The organism is Photorhabdus asymbiotica, assembly GCF_003634575.1.
GTDB lineage: Bacteria > Pseudomonadota > Gammaproteobacteria > Enterobacterales > Enterobacteriaceae > Photorhabdus > Photorhabdus asymbiotica.
In genome coordinates this window covers 152,559-173,734 of the sequence record NZ_RBLJ01000006.1, presented here as the reverse complement: position 1 = coordinate 173,734, position 21,176 = coordinate 152,559, and the positions used below count along the sequence as shown (strand labels likewise).

The following is a 21,176-nucleotide window of genomic DNA, read 5'->3' as shown; positions in this document are numbered from 1 at the left end:
CACAGACTACACACGGGCAGCCGGGTTATTTGAATGAATACGGCCAGTACCGAATGGCGGGACCCGGGCAAGGGGAAAGCCGTGTGCTGCCGTCGGAAAGGCGGCGGGCGAGGTTTTTTCCAGTACAGACAGGCGAACTGCTTCAGGCGATGGAGCTAATTGGGCCTCCAGTGCTTGCTGACGCGCCTGTTGATGAATACGTTGTTGATCTGAGAGGTCAGCGGCCTGACTGCCTGAAGCCGTGCTATAAAAAACCGCTAATACCAAAATACTGCTTTTCATTGCTTTTCTATTCCACAATTACGAAGCGGTATTAACCATAAATTTAACTTAGCGATCAATGTTTGAGGTTTATTGTCACGCAGGTAACTAAAAGCAGGGATGGGGTTAAGATAGCAGCAAAAACAAGGGGTTGTATTTTAATCAAAAAATAGACCCAGGTTATTATTGTGTTACAAATCATATAAAAAATACATTAATATTAGTTATTTAATAATCAATAGTAATAATTTCAAATTAATTTCATTTTTTTGTTTTATTTTGTGATTAAAATCACAAAAATAGATCTCATTACCGGAAAAAGTTACTTGCAATAAAGAGGATTTTCGTCATTACCTGAACAGGTAAAACTATTTACCCTTGTCCGATAATACTGAGGCTAAATTGCGCTGGTTTCGTTGCTCTGACGGCTGAAACGTTTTGTGCTGAACGTTCTTCTGTTGAACGGTGGATGAATTAGTTGAAAAAAACTAAATTTCATCTGCTATTTTTACCTGTTTACTCACCTGAGACTATTACCTGAAATCATACATTACCAATATACGTAGCAATAATTGGAAAAAGTGAATCAATTTATATCCGCCGCTTCACCCTTCTCAGGAAGACAAGTAAACAGTGAAAATGTAGCGGCATTATGAAAAGTTATTTTCTCAATACCAACATTAATAACTACTGGAGAAAGGTATATACCCTTCATCTTTCAAGCTGCTGCTTTGTTGGCTGCTTTCACGCCCCCCAGTCACAGAGTTATCTATGCTCCCGGGGATTCGTTCACTTGCCGCCGCGCTGCAACTCGAAATCTATTGGGTATAAATATTTGTCAATTTTTTATAATAAATATCACAAATTTAATATTAAAATATAAATATACCCGTCATCTTTCAAGTTGCCTCTTTGTTGGCTGCACTCACTCACCCCAGTCACATAGTTATCTATGCTCCTGGGGATTCGCTCCCTGGCCGTCGCGATGCATCTTGAAATCCATAGGGTATAAATTAATAAAAACATTCACAAATAAAACTTAGAAATAGTTTCCCGAATAAAAATTCAAAAAAATGGCCCACATTTCTGTGAGCCATTTTTATTTTTATGGCAGCTAATTACAGTGAATTAATTACGCAAATTTCCCCTTACCAATGGTTACATCCGTCCATGCTGTGGTAACCGCCATTCTCGCTTTACTATCCAGACTCCCAATAAAGCCATTATCACCCGCAGCCGGAGAAAAACTACTCATTGCCTGAACCAATGAATCAACTGCATTGTCAGAAAGTGCCGTAAATTCACGCTCGCCTGATTTGTCTTTATCCCCCATCTGCGTCACCAATTTGGCCCGATGGCCATTAAAGTAATCATTAAAGGTAACGGTACCCACCGATTCAAAAAGTCCCTGAGCGGTGTAAACGCTGTTGTCTTGAGTATGACGGTTCACTGACAGCACCAAATCATATCCACTGCGTTGGAACCACAGATTTTTCCAGTCAACACCGTTAAACAGGATCATATCTTCCGCGTTGATATCATTAACCTGGTTATCAATCACCTCTCCGCTGATTACAAAGCTATCTACACCTGCTCCGCCTTGGAAACTGTTCTGATAACCTCCCAACACCAACAAATCCTGACCATCACCGCCGTCAAACTGGCTGAACTTCGAAATCGCAGCGGCTATCAGGTGATCATCACCGTCTCCGCCATTAATCACCGCATGGTAGCCCATCAGTTTAATCGTATCATTGCCGGAATGACCGTCGATCCGGTTCTCATTACCAAACACTCTGGCAAAGTCATTGCCTTCACCTAAATCAACCCGATTGTTATTGCCGATGGTCACCGCATAGTCCTGATCGGCCCCAGTATCCACCCGGTTGTAGTTACCGGAAGTGACGACGTAATCCTGCCCGTTACCGGCACCAATGAAGCCGCCTTCACCAAAGACAAACATCTGGTCATTACCTTCACCCATAAACACACGGTTAATACGTCCGGCCACCACAGCGGTATCATCACCCTTACCGCCAAACATCCAGTTTTCACGCCCCATCAGAACACCCATATCATTGCCGTCACCACCGGCAAAGATGTTGGATGTTCCTAGTGAGTAATAAACATCATCACCGCGACCACCCCAGAAGTTGTTGTTATCGCCCAGATAGGCACCGAGATCTTTACCATCTCCGCCCCAGTTGAAGTTATAGTTCCCCAGTGACACATGAACATCACCATCTTTTTGCAAATGACCACTGTTACGCAGGAAATCAAACGTTTTCTGCTTCATATTAAGCAGATCCGCTGTCAGGTTCTCTTTTAGGTTAGTCACTAACAACTTCATCTCTTGTTGCTTATCGACGCTAAACATCGTTGCAAACAGGTTAGGTAAATTCAGTGAGTTAAAACCAAATGCACGTTCTGCTTTGCTATTAGCCTGAGCACTCTCTCCGTTGATGCTACCCACTGCGTTTTGTTCCTGATTTTCATCAGGCGCTTTCTCTATCAAGCCATGACTTTCCGCAAATGTACGAACCCCATCTTCTCCCGCGTTGATACCGGCTTCTAAACTATCCAGCAACTTCTCTGGATTAGTGAAAGCTTCCAGTTGATCACCGCCAAATTCGCTAATCACTTCCAGCATCTCGCGCAAAATCGCCTTACCATCAACAAGTTCGCCTGTACGGGAAGTAATTTTCCCCTCCGCGGTATAATCCACACCAAAGATATCCCCTAAGGTGGTATCTGCACTCACTCCCGCTAATCGGCCAAGCAGCTTATTCTGAAGCTGACGCGGCAAATCCTGCGGGGTATAGGTGAAAGTTGTACTCGCCATACCCGTTGTCGAGTATTGCTGAGTCATCAGACCAAACAGTGAACCCAGGTTGGTGTCTAAAATTGACTGGATATTATCACCGAACGTAAAGTTCCAGTTACCGGCCGTAACCTGAATATCAGCTCCTCGCCCGCCAACCGCAAAGTTGAAAGCCAGCTTCTCATTAGCCTGACGGAATTTATCTGCCCGGCTTATTTTGCTTGTATCGACACTATTATCATTTTCGCCTAGCCACTGGTTAAGTTTCTTATTCAGTGCTAATTCCGCATCATATTTTAAACCGCGGCTACTCCGCTCATGCTGAGAATCCAGCTCAATCAGTGTGTTATAGTCCACGCTGCTGGTTTGATCCAAGCCAGAAATATCCCGCACAAACTTTTTCGCGCCTGCAATTGTCCACTGCCTATCTTGTGCTGCTAACCAATCCTGCTCGTCACCGGAACGGGCAATACCTTGCAAGACACCAGCAACCCGGGCAGCACCATCAAATGGATTGACCAACGGCGGCGTTGGGATGGATTTATCCATCATCACAATCAGGTCATTACTGCGTCCTTGGTTGAAGCTGACATTACGATTACCAATAAACATCTGCGCCCCTTCAAGCGCCTGATAGCCATCAAGATCAAAGCTATGTTTGCTATCACCATCACCAATGTGAACCATCACATTGTTGTCACCGTAAGCCAGCGATTTAAAACCACCGGTTCCCACTTTAATGCCTACATTCGATGTTCCCCAATTGAGCGCAGTAAACTCACCGTCACCGACATTCACCTGGATATTTCCGGAGTAACTGAGCTGATTATGCGAACTATCGTTGGTATTAACCTTTTCACGTCTCTGTGGCTTAATGAAAACTTCGGCGTTATCGGCAATCGCGCCTTTAATCGCCATATCAGCCTCTGTGTGCCCCACTCTGGAAAGGTTGATATCACTTTCAGCAATACCGCGACGAACCTGTTCTGTATGAGTTATCAATTTATTCTCAGCATCCCAACTCAATACGATTTTGTTATCAGGCAAGTTGTTGACCCATTGGTTATTTTTGTCACGGGTAAATTTACGGCCTGTTGCGTCAACCGCAACTTCGCTACTACGGGCTGAAACATCACTGCGAATACCTTGTTTATCCAACTCGGTAATAAAATGACGGGCAAAACCATCCCGCTTATCATCACTAATCAGTGAACAGCCCACCAAACTAATGTGTTCGGGTTTGCTGATAGCCTGCTCGCCCAGCTTAGCCTCCTGATAAAACTGCTTTAGTTTCGTCGCCAATTCATCCGCGCTGTAACCACTCAGACGAATGTTATTCTGCTCTGACGTCTCACGACCATGACCGACAACCTGCCAGCGTAATTTGTTTGATAATTTAGACAGATCGCCATAAACAACACGATATTTACCGTTGGCGTCGAGTTGAATAACCACGCTGGAATCCGGGTGTTTACCCGCCAGATTAGCGGCTGCTCTGGCTGCTATCGGGTCATCCTCCATTTGAAGAATGATCTGACCCTCAAAGCGGGTTTCACGGCCATCAATCTGTGGCGTCACGTCCACCGTTTGCCAGCCATCAACTGGCTTGTTCAGATGACTGTCGTCGATAATCGTCGGCTCTACCTCTTTATTTTTGCCAGATAACCCATCTAAGTCTTCCATCGCAGGGCGGTTTTGCGGTTTTACCACCGCATACTTCTGATAAAACTCCTGAGTTTCTTTAAAAGCATTATCCAGCGCCTGATTTACCCACACCTTGCCATTTTCCCCGGCAATTTCTGCCAGATCCTGATAATTGGCGGTGTAGCTGTTCAGTTTCTTCTGACGCTCATCACCGGTTGCCTGTAATGCTTGGTAAACCGCCAGACTTTCGTTGACAGAGTGACCACCATCAAATACCAAAAATGCCAGCGTATTGAGATAGCTCTGCCCGGTTGGGAAATTAGGTTGCTTGCTGGCAATATAATTATTGAGGTGAACCATGATATTGGTCGAGCCAGACGCGCCTGTCACCACAGAGTGACCTTGCGCTAACGCATTACGCTCAAATTCAGTTTCCCGTCCAGGGACCAAAATTCGACCTGCCGCAACTTTTCTGCCATACAAAAAGTCGTCATGTTTGTTATTCGCCGGTTGGTAGGGCAATGCCGTACCATAATCATTGGTCTGCTTTTCCGTGATAACGACTTTGTGCGTCACATCCGTCCCGGTAGTCAGTTCAGTACTGGTTGAACGGGCTTTAGTGATCACATCCTGATAGAAAATATCCCCTTTTCTCTTCCAGTCAGCACTATCCATCCCCATTCCCGGAGTGGTCGCCATTTTTACCGCCAAAAACGGTACCTTAATCACCGAAAAACCATCATCAACCTTGGTCATCATGGTCTTGAAATTGGCAAAAGTTGGATCATCCAAGAATGTCGTTACCTCAGGCACTCGGCTGAACCAAGGGCGAAAATCCTTATCAATAGCCTTGGCAAAAGTTTGCATCTTGCCGGCAATTTTTTGGTCACGTTCCACGCCTTCAGGGTAAAAACGACTTATCCACTGCTCAAAGTCCTGTACCAAGAAGTTACCAGTTCGTTCAGCGGTATCTTTCGCCTCCGGTGATGCCGTTTTCACCAATTCATAAGCCAGTTCAGAATCAAAATGACGGCCAAACACGTTATCAATATATTGTCCGGTGGCCTTCTGTTTGTTGGCATCCGCCAATAGCTGCTGAGCCAACGTGTGCAATTCAGGATGCGTTTGCAACTGGGTAACAGCATCCTTAAATAATTCTTTGGTTTTTTCATTTGTTACTTGCCCGGTAAGCCAAAGTTCTCTGGCGCGTTCAATCAATGGCTTACCTTCTGGGATAGCTTCCTGTTGTAATCGGCTGACGAAAACGATAAGGCTTTCGCTTTCGGTCTTAGGGGCTTCCCGTTCCGCAGTAGAATTAATCTGGGTTAATGGCTTAATTTGTAAATCAATGAGACGATTAATTTCGCTTTGCGCAATATCACCTTTCAGGCCCACCACACGCCCGAAACCGTCGAAAGATACCTCCTGACCAAACTGTGTCACTTGCTCAGGGGCCACAGCGATTCCCAAAATTCCGGCTGACTCAGCTCTTTGAGCCTGAAGATGAGCAACCAACTCCCCCATCTCAAAACGCAGGCTTTTCACCAGCTTGCTACGTTGAGCAAATTCCTTGGGATCATGCTGCTGCCAATGAGCCAGCGCTTGTTCAAGCTGCAATACATGCTGTTCATCGGGCTGTTTGACGGTGCTGTTAAAAACTTCACGCACGGCCACCAGCGCCTTACTAGGCCGATCGGTATTTATCGCACCAAGACGTCTTTTAGTAGAATCAATAAACCGTTTGTCTCCCTTATTCAGTAAGACAAGCTCTAATTCTTTGAGTACAGAAGAACGAGAGTTAGGGTTATTTCCCCCTAATCCTTGCAGATCAATACCCGAAATCGTCGGCACTTTTCTGGTTAACTCTCTGGACTGATTTAAGGTTGATTCCACCGTGCCACCGGATGATGTCTCGGTAAACATGGAAGTAACCGAAGCCCCGGTATTTTTTGAACGGATGCCCTTGTTGAGCTGTAGCCGATTAACTGCCTGTTGTGCATCATTCAAAGCAGCCAAATCTTCTGCTGTTAATGTTAAATCTTCACTAATCCAACCGTCAGCTTCAGTTTTCGATGCAGGATCGATATGACTCTTCGATTTTTCCACTGCAAGCGGTGTATAAGCTTCCCCAGATAAACCGCTACCCGTTGCCCCGACCCGCTCTGGTTTGGCATCATCAGCCTGTTTCACGCTTTTGGCATTCTTCTGCGCCTGAGCCGCTTTATTTTCCGCCGCTGTACTGTCTCTTTCACCACGCTGTTTTGCCTTTTCATACGCGGTATTTGCATCACTCTCAGCTTTTTCGGCCCGCTGTTTTTGTAATAATGCCTCTTCTTTTCTCTGCTCTGCTTTTTGCTTAGCATCTGCAATATCTTCGTCTGCATTATCTATATTTTCGAGACTTTTTCCTAAACCTGCCTCTGATTTCTCCAGGGCTGTTTTTATTACGTCTCGTTTATTAATAAAATGCTGCCGTGCATCAGCTAATTTTTCCTGTGCCGTAAGTTTGACATCATTTAATTTATTCTGGGTGTTATCCAGATATCCAACAGCAAACCGATTACGCCACTCATCACCTGATTTGCCATCATAGTTCCCATAGTTATTAAGCGCATCCATCCCTTTAGTCATGGAGAATAGTTCTTTTGTGACCATTCTAGACTCTTCACTGATTGCATCACGCTGTACTTGACCATTGGTATTTAGCGCATCTTGATTGGTTGATTCTAGTTGGAATTGTGACTTTGAAATCGCTTTAAACTGTTTATCTTTCTCTTGTTCCAAGAGCTGACGGTTCATCTCAGCGTTTTCTTTATCGCTTAACACATTTTGCGCGGCTTTATCCTGCTTCGCATGTTTGATAACCGTATCAGCTTGCGGGGATGTCTGATCCTGAGCTGAACCAACATTATCTCCAATCTGCAAGGCATTCTGAATAACCTCAGAATCAGGCGTTTCTACCGGGGTTATTGTGCCACGCAAGTTATTAGCCAAATCGGAGCTAACTTCATCAATCTTATCCATCTGGAAGCCATCAAGGGCAGAAACTTCAGTTAAGTTAATCGCCTTCCGGCCTTTACTGACACCAGAAGTATTAGCCTCATCACCATGGATTAGATAATTAATCGCATGGCTACCTTCCACATTTAATACAGTTTGTTTAATATTTTTAAACAGATAAGGGAGATTGTTGCTTTGCGTGTTACTTTCTGCAATAGAAAGACTGTAAAAATCACCATTACCAATCTTAATCGCCACATTATTGCGAGCATAAGAGGCATTGAAACCCAGACCATCACCAATATGAATATTGGCATTACCTTTGCCTTTCATGATCGCAACATTAAGACCATCGCCAACTTTGGTATTGACGTTATATTCACCCCATACTGCATTGACTGAAACGCCATTACCCACCTTAGTATTCACATTCAGGTTGCCATGCGTCGCAGTTACGCTCAAACCATCCCCCACCGTGGTGGTGATATTCGCTTTGCCTTTCGCCGCAGTCACCTGCGTACCGTCACCCACTTTAGTCACGATATTGCCTTCACTCCACAAGGCATTAAAGCTGTCACCATTACCGACTTGAGTCACAATGTTGGCATCAGCTTTGGCAAGTACCACATTATTTCCATCGCCGACCTTCGTAATGATGTTAGCTTTACCCCAAGCTCCCGTGTAATCATCACCGTTACCCACATGGGTGATAATGTTGGCATCGCCCTGCACTACCGTGACTTCTCGCATTCCTCCCACTTTGGTAATGATATTGGCTTGACCTTTGGCGAAATTGTAGCGGTCGCCATTACCGACCTGAGTCAGGACATTAGCCTCACCCCAGACGGCGTTAATCCCTGTACCTTCCCCCACTTTAGTAATGATATTGGCTTGACCTTTCGCGAAACCAACTGTTGTGCCATCACCAACGTGTGTCATGATATTACCCACATCGGAAATAAGCAGACCGACCGCGGTCCCTTTACCTACTTTGGTCAGAATATTGCCTTTACCGAGTAGCACGGCGGCAGTCGTTGATGCTCCCACATGAGTAACAACATTAGCCTCCGCCGCTGCCACAACCCCCATAAAACCATCACCCACTTTGGTGACAATATTCGCCTCACCCAGTGCCAGTACGCCTGTTAAGCCTTTACCAGAATGCGTCATGATATTAGCCTGACCAAACATTGCCGCCAGCGTTGTACCATCACCCACTCTGGTCATCACGTTCAACTCACCAGCAAACAAACCAATACTTGCCCCACCACCATCGTGAGTGTAGATATTGGCATCACCAACCATTAAGCCGATAGTCAAATCATTACCCACTTTGGTCAGAATATTGGCTTCCCCGATCATAGCGGCAAATGTTTGACCATTACCGACATGGGTCATGACATTGGCCTCACCTATCATCGCGGCCAAGGTCATACCATTACCCACTTTGGTCGCAACATTACCTTCCGCCAGCATCAGAGCAACACTCATCCCATCCCCAATATGGGTAAACACATTGCCGGCAGCTATCATCAATGCCAGCGCCTTGCCATCCCCTACTTTGGTAAAGACATTACCCAGACCACCCATCAACGCCCATGCATCACCCTTACCAACGTGGGTAAAGATATTGCCAGCACCGATCATGGCCGCAATTGCGGTTCCATCTCCCACTTTAGTAAAGATGTTACCAGCTGCTGCCATAACCCCCAGTGTCTGACCGTCACCGACATGGGTCAGCACATTACCAATCCCAAACATAATGCCCGTGGTGTCATCATCACCTACTTTGGTCAGGATATTGGCGCCACCCAACATCACTCCTGTGGTACTCCCGCTACCAATGTGAGTCAGAACGTTTGCGCCACCGCCCATCAGCGCAACGGTATCACCTCTTCCTTTTTTGGTCAGGATATTGGCGCCACCCAACGCAATTGCCGTCGTGTTTGATATATCATTATCACTACTAATATGCGTGATAATGTTGGCTCCCCCGAGCATGCCGGAAACCAAATTACCTCGACTAAGCTTGGTCAATACATTAGCGCCGCCTACCAGTACCGAGGACAAACTCCCCTTACCCGTTTGAGTCATGACGTTAAAACCACCGGCACCTAACCAATTCGCGCTGCCATTACCTATTTGGGTATGGGTGTTGTAACCCCCTAACATCATCACCCGGCTGTCGCCATTGCCTTGATGGATTGAGATATTGCCAACCGCCAGAAGATGAGCCAGATACCGCCCATCACCAACACGCACCAGCACATTTGCTGCACCCGCGGCGTAAACATCCATTTCCCCATTCCGGCCCTGGTGAACAAGTACATTCGCCAAACCTGCACCACGGAATGTCAGCTTGCCATCTTTACCACTTTTCTCAATGATATTGGCAGCACCAGCGCCTGCAAAATGCGTATTACCGAATCTCGAACTATGAAGAATGATGTTAGCAACCCCATCACCTTCAAAATTAACATCGCCATTTATTACACTGGATTTAATAACGTTTCCGCCACCTATACCGCTAAAATTAACATCACCGGAGCTATCACCAATATTCGTAGATGATTGCACCAGTTCCTGATGACTATATTCTTCAGTATGTTCTAAATGTTCAGAGATACGGCGTACGGTATTGACTTGATATTGAAGCTTAGTCAGCGAGTATCCCCCCGCCTCCATCGAACGATAATCATTTTCGAGTGAAAAATCTTCATTGGCCAAATCACCGGTATGGTCGCCTGCTTTGTACCACGCACTGGCATAATATTTCAGCTCTCCGGTTTTAGCATCATTCGCCAGCTCCACCATGACCACTTTGGTGTATGACTCGACATATTTGGCGTAAACATAAGTATTTGGCCGACGATTCGATTTCACTGCCGAAACATCTAATATCAAACCATCAGAGTGGATTGAACGCCCATGCATTTTTGCATCAATTAATGTGACATCTTCTGCTTTAGCGGTAGTCCCGCTGGCATAAGTCACCCACTGATTTTCCTGCAAATCCTCTTCAACCGTATGCTGAATAATAACCGGTTGATGATGTTCAAAGATTAAATTGAAAAGACGGTAATCATCATCATTGCTTATATCATCAAATCCATTCTCTAAAGAGATATATTCCGTAGCCAGATTTTTGAGTTGATCACCATTTTTACACCATGAAGTGGCGTAATAATTAAGTTTACCGGTTTCAGGATCATTTCTCAGCTGAACCTTGCTGATCTTAGTAGATTTTTCGTCAGCAAACGCAAACAGATAAGTATTAGGCTCAATTGTTGATTTAATACCTGTCACTTGCTGAGGTTTATTGGCTCCCATCTTCGCCGTTGCTAATACAATTTCTTCCGCTTTAGCATATTCCAAAGCTTTATCATACGAATCGCTATCTTCACCTATTCTTGATATTTCATTGTAACCACCGGCACCAAAGAAACTAATATCACCATGCGCTATATCAGAATAAATTTGGTTATAACCACCTGCTCCTTCAAATTCAATATTACCGCTAGTCTGTTCGTATTTGTCTTTACTTTCTCGCAAGCGTTCAATACGGTTTGATGCTCCTGCACCATGCAAGATAATATTGCCTTCTCTCCCTTTACGAATAATGTGGTTATCAATCCCCGCACCTGTAAACTCAATATTACCGCTTTCAACCCGCGAGCTGATGCTATTTGCTGCCCCTGCACCAACAAATATCACATCTCCGTGGCTTGCTTCATAACGGTCATACCAAGTACGGTCAATTTTATTACCTGCTCCTGCGGCATCAAAGTTTAAATTCCCCTGATTAGTTTCGTGCCATAATTCGTTATAACCGCCGATACCTTTAAACGCCACATCACCGGATTGACCTTTACGACTCAGGCTATTATAAGCAGCCGCTCCAGAGAAATTTAGATTACCACGGCTTCCTCGGTGATCCATAGAAACACCCCCCGCCGCACCAGCAAATGAAATATTACCATTACCGTTTTTATCAATACTTGCGTAACCTGCGGCACCATGTACATTCAGATCACCGTCAATATTCACTATTTTTAAATATCCAGCACCACCATCTACGGTCTTATCACCAGAACTGGCATAGATTGTTGCCCCTAGCGAACCAACGATAATATGATCATTCCCTCCTTTGGCATAAATCTCCCCTCCCACTCCAATGGCAACAATATTATTCCCATCATCATCATCGTAATATTTTCCAGTGAAGAAATACTCTGTACTACGGTTTGATGACTTCCCCATAAACAATCCCTTAATTTAGTTGAGGTTAAATAGAAAACCACTGCATCGGACAGATACAGCAGTTGTTTTGAAAATCCAATTTCCCGCGGACGATACAAATCCTCTGACCTTCCCACGGCAAAAAAGCAATCAATTAGTTATCCCCTTCATCCTTCAAGTTGCTGCTTTGTTGGCTGCACTCACTCACCCCAGTCACAGAGTTCTCTATGCTCCCGGGGATTCGTTCACTTGCCGCCGCGCTGCGGCTCGAAATCTATTGGGTATATGCTTTATATAATCAAAGAATATAAGAGAGAAAATGCTTTTGTTATCACGAGTATCAAAGGTGACTTGTTCTAATTTTTTAAACATATTCCCCCCAAAAAAAGAAATTTATTCACAAAGACAACACAATATATCAGGAAATAAAAACATTAAGCCCAGAGATATAATGGGTTTATATATCTAAAATATGGTCAAATGAATAAGTAAAATAAAATAATATAGAGCAAAAACTCAAAATCAATATTTGTCCATCAGAAAGTCTGTTTACCCCCCATATATTGCCCCATATCCCCACATTGATGCAAAAAACGCAAATAAAATAATAAAAACAAAATTAGATCATAATACAAATTATAATATAACTAATTGTTTACGTTGATATTATTAAATAATTTCTTCATAAATCAAATTAATAACGTTAAATTATTAACATTGCTGCATTAGGAATATACAAAAATTTCACTTATTTCATTGAAATAAAGTATCTACAGTAAATAAAATAACAAATCATCTGCAAAAATATTGTCTAGCAATAATAGCCTAATTTTTTTATAAAAAAAATGAAATAAAGATAAATCATTAAAACATAATATTAACAAAGGAAATACAAAAATGTATCATAAATAAAAATTTATAGAAAATAGAATTAAAAACAAATTAACTGCTTATCCAGCGTTCCCCAAGCAGTGAAAGCTATCAGTTTACTTGCCATAGCATCGCAAAAGTCTGATGAATTATTGTACTTATGCTACTCAATAGATTTTAAGTTGCAGCGCAGCAGTAAGTGAACGCCACCAACAAAGCAGCAACTTGAAAGATGAAGGGGATAACAGATATCAACCCACTTTATATCAAGCAGGCACGAAAGTGGAAAAGTGCAAACTGTCATTTTCTATTCGAATATTTCCACTGCTCCGAGATATCGCACAGCTCTTGATAAAAATACCGCGATCATTTGCGATTCAAATAAAAATTCTGCTTTCTGGATGTAAGAATCTTTCTGGTACATAGAGATCAAAATCATTCAGGCGACAATATTCTTTCAATTGTTGCCCAGAGCTAATACCAATCTTTTTATATATCCATGCCGTATAGTTCTCAACTGTACGATGGGAAATATTCAATATTCGGCCAATTTGCTTACTGGTATAATGGTGCAAAGAGAGGAAAATAATATCCCATTCCCGTTGGGTAAATAAATCAGTAGGTGGCTGGAATATAATAGAGGCAGGGAGTTTTCCATGGTATAGACGGGTCAATGAATAATCTTGAGCTTTCCATAAGTGATATATGATCCCAATGCAATCACCATTTTCATGGTAAAGAGGGGCTTTTTCACAGAAATAAGACGATAAGGTTTTTACTTCACCCCAAATATGAGTTTCGAGCGAAACATATGATTTCTCTTCTCGCATTACCTTTCTATCATGAGCAATATATTCCTTTGCAAACTCAGCACCATCCCAAGGAAGTTCATCATCATAAAGTCCTTCAAAATCAAATGAATCAGAAAAATTTTTAATCGCATTCAATGCTTTATTGCCGTAAATGAAGCATGAGTTTTTATCTTTTATTCCCCAAGGATCATGACTTGCTGCTAATGTATTAATTATTTGAGGTGAAATAATCACTTTTTTACTCATATTATCGTCCCTTTATTTTCTTAATCTAAATCATATAATAAGTTAGTCAAAGGATATATATATTTGTCAATTTAATTATAAACATAAAAAAATAAAAATGCCAAATATTATTTTTTATAGAAATTATTTAAATGGTTCATTTGATTCACTAAAGATTGAACATATACAACATGACTATATGGGCTATATATTGGTATTGAAAACATAGAATGTGACATATACCCAATAGATTTCGAGTTGCAGCGCGGCGGCAAGTGAACGAATCCCCGGGAGCATAGATAACTATGTGACTGGGGTGAGTGAAAGCAGCCAACAAAGCAGCAACTTGAAAGATGAAGGGTATAAAGATTTTCACATTCGGTATTACATTGGAACTCGATTTGACTTGTCGATTTAATCGGCACTATCATTCCTGTTCTCACTCATTAGACCAGCGGAGCTTTTTAAGACGTCCATTAAAGTATTTCATACGCTTCCAATATTTCTAAAAATAACTAAACTTTTGAACGTCGTAGCGACCAAAAAACGCTTTTATGAATATTTGCAGTTCATATCTGAACTAATATGATTCTTTAGTGAACTTTTGGTCATTAGATGTAACATTTCAAACAATAATCATCTCTCTTCCTATCGGAGAATTTGCTGTGTTTAGAGAGGATTGACATCTCAGCACAGCCATTTTTTAGTATTCCGCATTAATGCGGACCCAGGGGAAAAGCTGTATACCCAATAGATTTCGAGTTGCAGCGCGGCGGCAAGTGAACGCAGCCAACAAAGCAGCAGCTTGAAAGATGAAGAGTATAACAATATAAAAACATTAGTCTGATAGACAGGAAGCAGATATGAGCATAGTACCTTGAATAACTAACCTGAGGAGGGAAGCAGGAATGATCGAAAGATCTGATTGGCATAAAGCTGATATTATTGCAGCACTTAAAAAACGAGGAACGTCTTTGTCTGCAATTTCAAGAGAAGCGGGGCTAGCATCATCCACTTTATCAAACGCTTTACATCGCCCATGGCCAAAGGGTGAACGGATCATTGCCACTTTTTTAAATTGTGAACCTTCTGAAATATGGCCAAGCAGATATTTTAAATAAATTATTATCCTCAAAAATTGGCCTTAACTTCTCGCAATAAAATCCGAAAAGGGAACTCATCGCCTGAGGTTTTAACAAATGTAAATTCTGTTTGTACCTCAGGCATAATTATTTATGGTGTTAACTGAGTTAAACCGGAAATCACCTTTTCAAGATACTGACGCGGGCAACCCAAATTTACCCGAATAAACCCTTTGCCCTTCTCGCCAAAGCTCCGCCCCATCGAAACCGCGATTTTAGCTTTCTGTAACAAAGCAAACTGGAGAGCATCATCATCCAGACCTAAAGCACGACAATCTAACCAAGCAAGATATGTGCCTTCTGCTTTAGTCATTCGGCACCAAGGAACAGTATGCATTATAGTTTGCTCGAACCAACGACGATTCTCCGCCAGATAGTTTTGTAGCCCATCAAGCCATAGATCGCCATGTTGATATGCTGCGGTAGCTGCGGTCATCGATAGTGCATTAAATACATCTAATCCATGGGCATTTAATCGATCATTAAAGGCACGCCGAAGCTCAGGATCAGGAATGAGAAAGTTAGATATCCGAAGCGACGAGAGTCCAAATGCCTTACTCGCTGAGGTAGCGACAATGACATTGCTATGCCATTCGCTCCCCAGATGCAAGACCGATGTAAATGTTTTCCCAGGTAAAACCAAATCAGCCCAAATTTCGTCAGAAATAACGGTTGTACTGTATTGCTTACAGAGTATTAATAGCCGAGTCAACTCGTCACGATCCCAGCATCGGCCAGTAGGATTATGTGGATTACATAACAACAGCAAAGGTGGTCTGTGTTGCTCTAACATTTGCTCTAAATGACCGTAGTCAATTTTATAACCCGCCGGGCTTTCAAGTAGAGGATTTTCAACAACTACCCTGTCGTTCATGGTGATAATTTTAGCAAATGAGCCATAATAAGGCCCTTGTACAATGACCCCCTCACCCGGCTTACTCAACATTTGTATCAGTAAAGCCAACCCAGGTACGACACCTTCTATTGAAGTGAACCAATCTCGGTATAAGGTCAATTGATGGCGTCTTGAAAACCAGTCTATCGCAGCCTGGTAATAGTGATCGTCGCGTTCGCTATAACCGAAAATACCGTGGCCTACTCGTGTGCGTAATGCTTGCAAGACTTCTTCCGGGCATTGGAAATCAAAATCAGAAATCCACATCGGGAGAAGATCTGTCTGGTCCAATTGTAAGTAACGACCTAAAAAGTCCCACTTAACAGATCCCGTATTGTGGCGATCGATTATTTGATTGAAATCATGCAGTTTCACGTTGTGTTTCCTCATTTTTTAAGGGACTTTCCGGAGCCACTCTTGCAATACCGAATCCCGTAAAACCATAAATAAGCGCAAAAAAGACAGCGGCGTAGCACTGAATAGCCCAAGGCAGAAGATCAAGCGTACTGACCCCCAGCGTAGTCGCCATGTAAATACCGGCAGCAGTCCAAGGGATCAACGGTTCTATGACGGTACAACCATCTTCTATGGTCCGTGACAGATTTTTATTATCCAGTCCCATACGATGATAAGCCCCTTTGAACAGCTCTGCCGGGATGAGGAGAGCCAACTTTCCGTTGCAGGTTGCGCCCGTTACCAGAATAGTTGTTGCCAAAGTTGCAGCGATAAGTTGCCCGGTGGTGTGAACAACTTGTAGAAGTCGGTTAATGATGACGGTCAAGGCACCAGTGAGTGCTAAAGCACCGGCGAACGCAAATGCACAAAATGCAAGCAGGACGGTACTCATCATCGAAGACATGCCCCCCCGATTGAGCAAACGTGGGACGTCGCTAACAACCCCGGTGATGTTGTATCCCTGATCAGAGAACATCGAGAGATTGAAACCACCTATCAACGCATTAAATCCCTGTTTAAGGGTGAGTCCTTGAACACCGATGCCAAGCACAATAGCCAATGCACAGGCAGCAAGCATGACGGGTATTACTGGACGTTTTGTTATTGCTCCCCACAAAACCAGTATCGGTGGCAAAATCAGCAATAAATTGAAGTGATACAGGCTTTCAAGAGATTGAACAATTTCCATGACTTTTTCAGGTGTTGCCACACTACCTACTGAGCTTGTGTGACCTGCGATGAGATAAACCACTGCCGCTAAAACAAAGCCTGGGATAGTGGTATACATCAGGTGTTGAATATGGCTGTAGAGATCGGTATCGGCGACAATGGCCGCAAAGTTAGTTGAATCAGATAACGGTGAAATTTTATCGCCGAAATACGCGCCTGAAACAACCGCACCAGCGGCGGCGGCCAAAGGCACATCAAGACCCGCGGCAACACCCATTAGAGCAACACCGACTGTTCCTGCCGCCCCCCATGATGTGCCAGTGCAAACTGAGATAACACTTGTGATAAAGAAAGCAGCAATGAGTATATATTGAGGACTTATCAGCTTTAACCCCCAATACACCATGTAAGGAATGGTTCCGCTGAACATCCAAGTCCCAATTAACCCACCTACGCAAATCAGTATCATCATCACCGGCATCGCTTTGGCTAGCTTTGCCACAATAGCATCGATAACGTCATTCCAACGGTAACCTTGCCAATACGCTAAAGCAGCCGCTATTCCTGCTGATACAAGCAATAAGGACTCAATGCGCAGTCCCAATTGACCATAGCCAATAATCAAAAGTAAGAGCATTGCTACAATCGGCAATATAGCAAGCCCTAAATTAAGCTGTTTCTTGTTATCCATTTAAAATCCCTGTTGAGGATAGGTTATTGAGATAGAATAATAAATTTGTTCCGAATGAGATGTGAGGGGTGTTACTCGTTCATGTAATTAGTTTCATGAAGTATGAATATGTGATCTGTGTTCCACTTTTTACTCTTATTTCGTCTGGCACGCTTTCTTACTTTATCGAAAAAACAGAATCTCTAATGACAAGTTTGGCTGAAAACATATTCATTTGTGGAGCCACTTCTTTTTTGGCATTGAGCTGTAATGCTAAATTAGCGGCCCTCTGAGCCATTCGTTCTATTGGATTGTGTACCGTCGTTAAAGGTGGATAAAGATATCGGGCTGGGACAATATCATCAAATCCAACAATCGACAGTTGTTCTGGTAAATTGACTTTTCGTTGATGTAGATATCTCATCATACCGGCAGCCATAACATCATTGAACGTGACTACCGCAGTAAAACCAATACCGCTCTCTAAGAGCTTTTCTGCTGCCAGTTCCCCACCTTTTTCGTTGAATGGAGCGCTAATAACCCAACTACCAGGGACTGTGATACCCGCATTAGTCATTGCAGCACGATACCCTTCCAGGCGGAGCCTTCTATTATCGATCGGTAGATCTGCTGTGACACAAGCAATTTTGCGATGACCATTTTGCAGCAGATGGTTAGTCGCGGCTTGAGAAGCGCTGACATTATCTAACCAGATGCACCGGTTGGCGATAGCAGGAAAATATCGATTGATAATCACTAATCCTGGCGTATGAGCGGCATAACGTAATACATCTATATCACTCATTCCACTAACATGAGCGACTATTGCTTCACACCCTTGGTTAATTAAAAAATCTAAGGCAGATTTCTCAAGTCCGGCTTGATATCCACCACTACAAACCATCAGTTTTACCCCTTCCTTTCGAGCAACTTCTTCAACACCGCGCGCTAAAAGGGAAAAAAAAGGATCGGCCAAATTACCGGTGAGTAAGCCCAACATATTCCCGCATCTTTTTGCTAGTGCAAGCGCTGCAAAATTTCTGTGGTAGTTAAATTCACGCATTGCTCTCTCTACACGTTCACGCGTACCTGGTTCAACGTAAGCAGTGTTATTGATAACTCGGCTTACAGTGGCGACGGATACTCCAGCTTTATGTGCTACGTCTTTCATTGTAGCCATATTTCCTTCCTCAACAGCTATGCATGATAAATGTGGAACGGCATCATATCCCAATTTATTCAGATTATCTTGAAAGGATTGATATTTCTCATTTCAAGTGAGTAATATTTATCAGACTCGCCTGAATAATCTGTTTTTAACATGATTCAAAATCACTCATTCTCCCTGTCACTTTATCAAGGAAGGCTGATAAAGTGACAGAATGTCTGGAAACACAAGCATCATCCTTTATAGTAAAAAATGTCCTATAGATTGAAAGTATTTAGGCGGGACATAGAGATCATAACTATTTTTTTTGCACAATTGTCTTAATTCAATAATTGAATTGATTGATAACTTTTCATAGATATTTTTAAAATACCTTTCCAAGGTACGACATGAAATATTCATTTCATCAGCAATACATTTATTGCTAACACCACGACAAAATAAAAAAATTATTATCCATTCTTTCTCTGTCAATATATCATTAGGAGGTCTCAGTTTAACCGAGACAGAACTATCATTTTTAATGTAATTATATACTGAAAAATGGTTTATTTCTCTGGTGTGACAAATTATTCCAATACATTGATTATTTTCACCCATTAGTGGATATTTTTCACAATGATAGGATTTAAGTTGCTGACTATTGTCTTGAAGATAAGCCCCAATAGATGATATTTTCTGCATAGATTGTAAGACCTTACGATCATGCTCTTCAAAAAAATGAGTAAGATGATTAAACGGTGTAGGTAATTCTTTATCAGTATATCCTGTAACATCAAAGTTTTCAGGTAACTTATTTACTTTAATAAACACTGGGTTTGCATACATAAACCGAAATTCTTTATCTTTTACAAACCATGACTCATGACTTTTATCCCACATATGTGTTAACTGAGGGGTAATTTGACTCATATATAACCTTCAAAAAATTATCAAATATAAATAAAAAAATATTACAATAGTAATGAACAAAAACAGTGATTCGCTCTATGATGAATTACCCAATAATCAAAAGTAATAACATTGCTACGATTAGCAGTATATCTAGTGCCAGAATTAGTCACCCATTTTATTTAAACTTCAGTTTCATCTGAATCATTGCAATAAGATAATGAATTTGTTTCGCATAGAATGTGAGGAAAGTTTGCCATTCATGTAATCGGTTTCATGAAGCATGAATATGTGATCTATGTAACAATTTTTGCTCTTACTTTATGTACGATGCCCTTCTCTACGCTATAGAGGTAGGCTCTACTGGGAAGGAAAATTTATGTCCCGAGATTATGTAACTCTGACACCACTGATCTGGGAACCCATCAATCCATATAGGCGGTTACATTTCCAACCAATACGACTGGTTATTTGATTTTATTATCTGGCATTTATCTATTCTTATTTAAAGCCCCAAATCAGATTATGAAATCATATATACCCTATGGATTTCAAGATGCATCGCGACGGCAAGGGAGTGAATCCCCGAGAGCATAAATAACTCTGTGACCAGGGTGAGTGAGGGCAGCCAACAAAGAGATAACGTGAAAGATAACGGGTATAGAAATGGAGGTTTTATTTTATTACATTAATTCCGCATGACCCTATCATTTTTATTTTTGCTGCTTACGGTTATCTCCCGCTTTAATTGTGAATGACGCAATTTGTTTAAAACGCAAATTGCGCCATTAGCAATGTACTTTATTGGATATTACTTGCAAATTTAATGTTGAAGTCTGGTTGTATATACCCAATAGATTTCGAGTTGCAGCGCGGTGGCAAGTGAACAAATCCCCAGGAGCATAGATAACTCTGTGACTGGGGTGAGTGAAAGCAGCCAACAAAGAGGCAACTAAGGATGAAGGGTATATGTAAATTAAGCTGTGCTTATATTGGACTAAATCTACCAAGAGATAGGACTGTGCCATGAATAAAGAAGAGATTATCAATACCTGGCTGACAGGTTTGTCTGGTGGGCAGTGGCAGTTGCTGAATAATGAGTGCAACCTGATTGGCGAAGACAGTTTGCATTATGCTTCCATCATCAATTACCCAAAACGTATGGTAGCAATGTTTCCGCTTCCCCCTTCATCACAACCAGGATCGGCTTCTCTGCATACCAGACTCTTGCAGCTGAATGCACATCCTGATGTAGTCGGTATCGCCTCTTTTTCTCTGGCCGCAGACAACGCGACTGTAGTTCTGAACCTGTCACTTCCCGATCATGCGTTATTCAACTGTGATCTGGATGAGTTCTGGCAAAGCGCGCTGAGTTTACGAAACGCGCTGTTTCAAGCCATTAGCGAGTAGGGG

9 protein-coding genes are annotated in these 21,176 nt (G+C 42.4%); 2 read left to right on the top strand and 7 right to left on the bottom strand.

Going from position 1 to position 21,176, the window contains the following annotated elements; all coding sequences use genetic code 11:
* Positions 1–6: 6 nt before the first annotated feature.
* The 3 genes from BDD30_RS22580 to BDD30_RS22565 all read right to left on the bottom strand — a co-directional run bounded on the left by BDD30_RS22580 (position 7) and on the right by BDD30_RS22565 (position 13,893).
* The gene (locus BDD30_RS22580; RefSeq protein ID WP_041381875.1) at positions 7–282 is read right to left on the bottom strand and encodes a hypothetical protein; all 276 of its coding nucleotides are present in this window, start codon (positions 280–282) and stop codon (positions 7–9) included.
* Between the two features lie 1,111 nt (positions 283–1,393).
* The gene (rtxA, locus tag BDD30_RS22575; protein WP_015835149.1) at positions 1,394–11,986 is read right to left on the bottom strand and encodes an MARTX multifunctional-autoprocessing repeats-in-toxin holotoxin RtxA; all 10,593 of its coding nucleotides are present in this window, start codon (positions 11,984–11,986) and stop codon (positions 1,394–1,396) included.
* A 1,226-nt stretch (positions 11,987–13,212) separates the two neighbouring features.
* Complete coding sequence (locus BDD30_RS22565; protein WP_015835150.1) at positions 13,213–13,893, bottom strand: helix-turn-helix transcriptional regulator; 681 nt, start codon at positions 13,891–13,893, stop codon at positions 13,213–13,215.
* Positions 13,894–14,780: 887 nt separating this feature from the next.
* Here BDD30_RS22565 and BDD30_RS22555 point away from each other — a divergent pair.
* Positions 14,781–14,993, top strand: a complete 213-nt coding sequence (locus tag BDD30_RS22555) for a helix-turn-helix domain-containing protein (protein ID WP_036771320.1) — start codon at positions 14,781–14,783, stop codon at positions 14,991–14,993.
* Between the two features lie 112 nt (positions 14,994–15,105).
* On the opposite strand, the gene BDD30_RS22550 is transcribed toward BDD30_RS22555, so the two are convergent.
* From BDD30_RS22550 to BDD30_RS22535, 4 genes are all read right to left on the bottom strand, one after another.
* Positions 15,106–16,299 (bottom strand): MalY/PatB family protein, encoded by a 1,194-nt coding sequence (locus BDD30_RS22550; protein WP_041382178.1) that lies wholly within the window; start codon positions 16,297–16,299, stop codon positions 15,106–15,108.
* Positions 16,271–17,725: a Na+/H+ antiporter NhaC gene (gene nhaC, locus BDD30_RS22545; RefSeq protein ID WP_015835152.1), complete on the bottom strand. Its 1,455-nt coding sequence runs from the start codon at positions 17,723–17,725 to the stop codon at positions 16,271–16,273. Before nhaC ends, BDD30_RS22550 begins: the two co-directional genes overlap by 29 nt.
* 157 nt (positions 17,726–17,882) lie before the next feature.
* On the bottom strand, positions 17,883–18,884 hold the full coding sequence (locus BDD30_RS22540; RefSeq protein ID WP_015835153.1) for a LacI family DNA-binding transcriptional regulator: 1,002 nt from the start codon (positions 18,882–18,884) through the stop codon (positions 17,883–17,885).
* Positions 18,885–19,112: 228 nt separating this feature from the next.
* Positions 19,113–19,784, bottom strand: a complete 672-nt coding sequence (locus BDD30_RS22535; RefSeq protein ID WP_015835154.1) for a helix-turn-helix transcriptional regulator — start codon at positions 19,782–19,784, stop codon at positions 19,113–19,115.
* 1,005 nt (positions 19,785–20,789) lie between these two features.
* Between BDD30_RS22535 and BDD30_RS22525 the strand changes: the two genes are divergently transcribed.
* Positions 20,790–21,173, top strand: coding sequence for a hypothetical protein (locus BDD30_RS22525; RefSeq protein WP_041382181.1), 384 nt, complete (start codon positions 20,790–20,792; stop codon positions 21,171–21,173).
* Positions 21,174–21,176 lie beyond the last annotated feature (3 nt).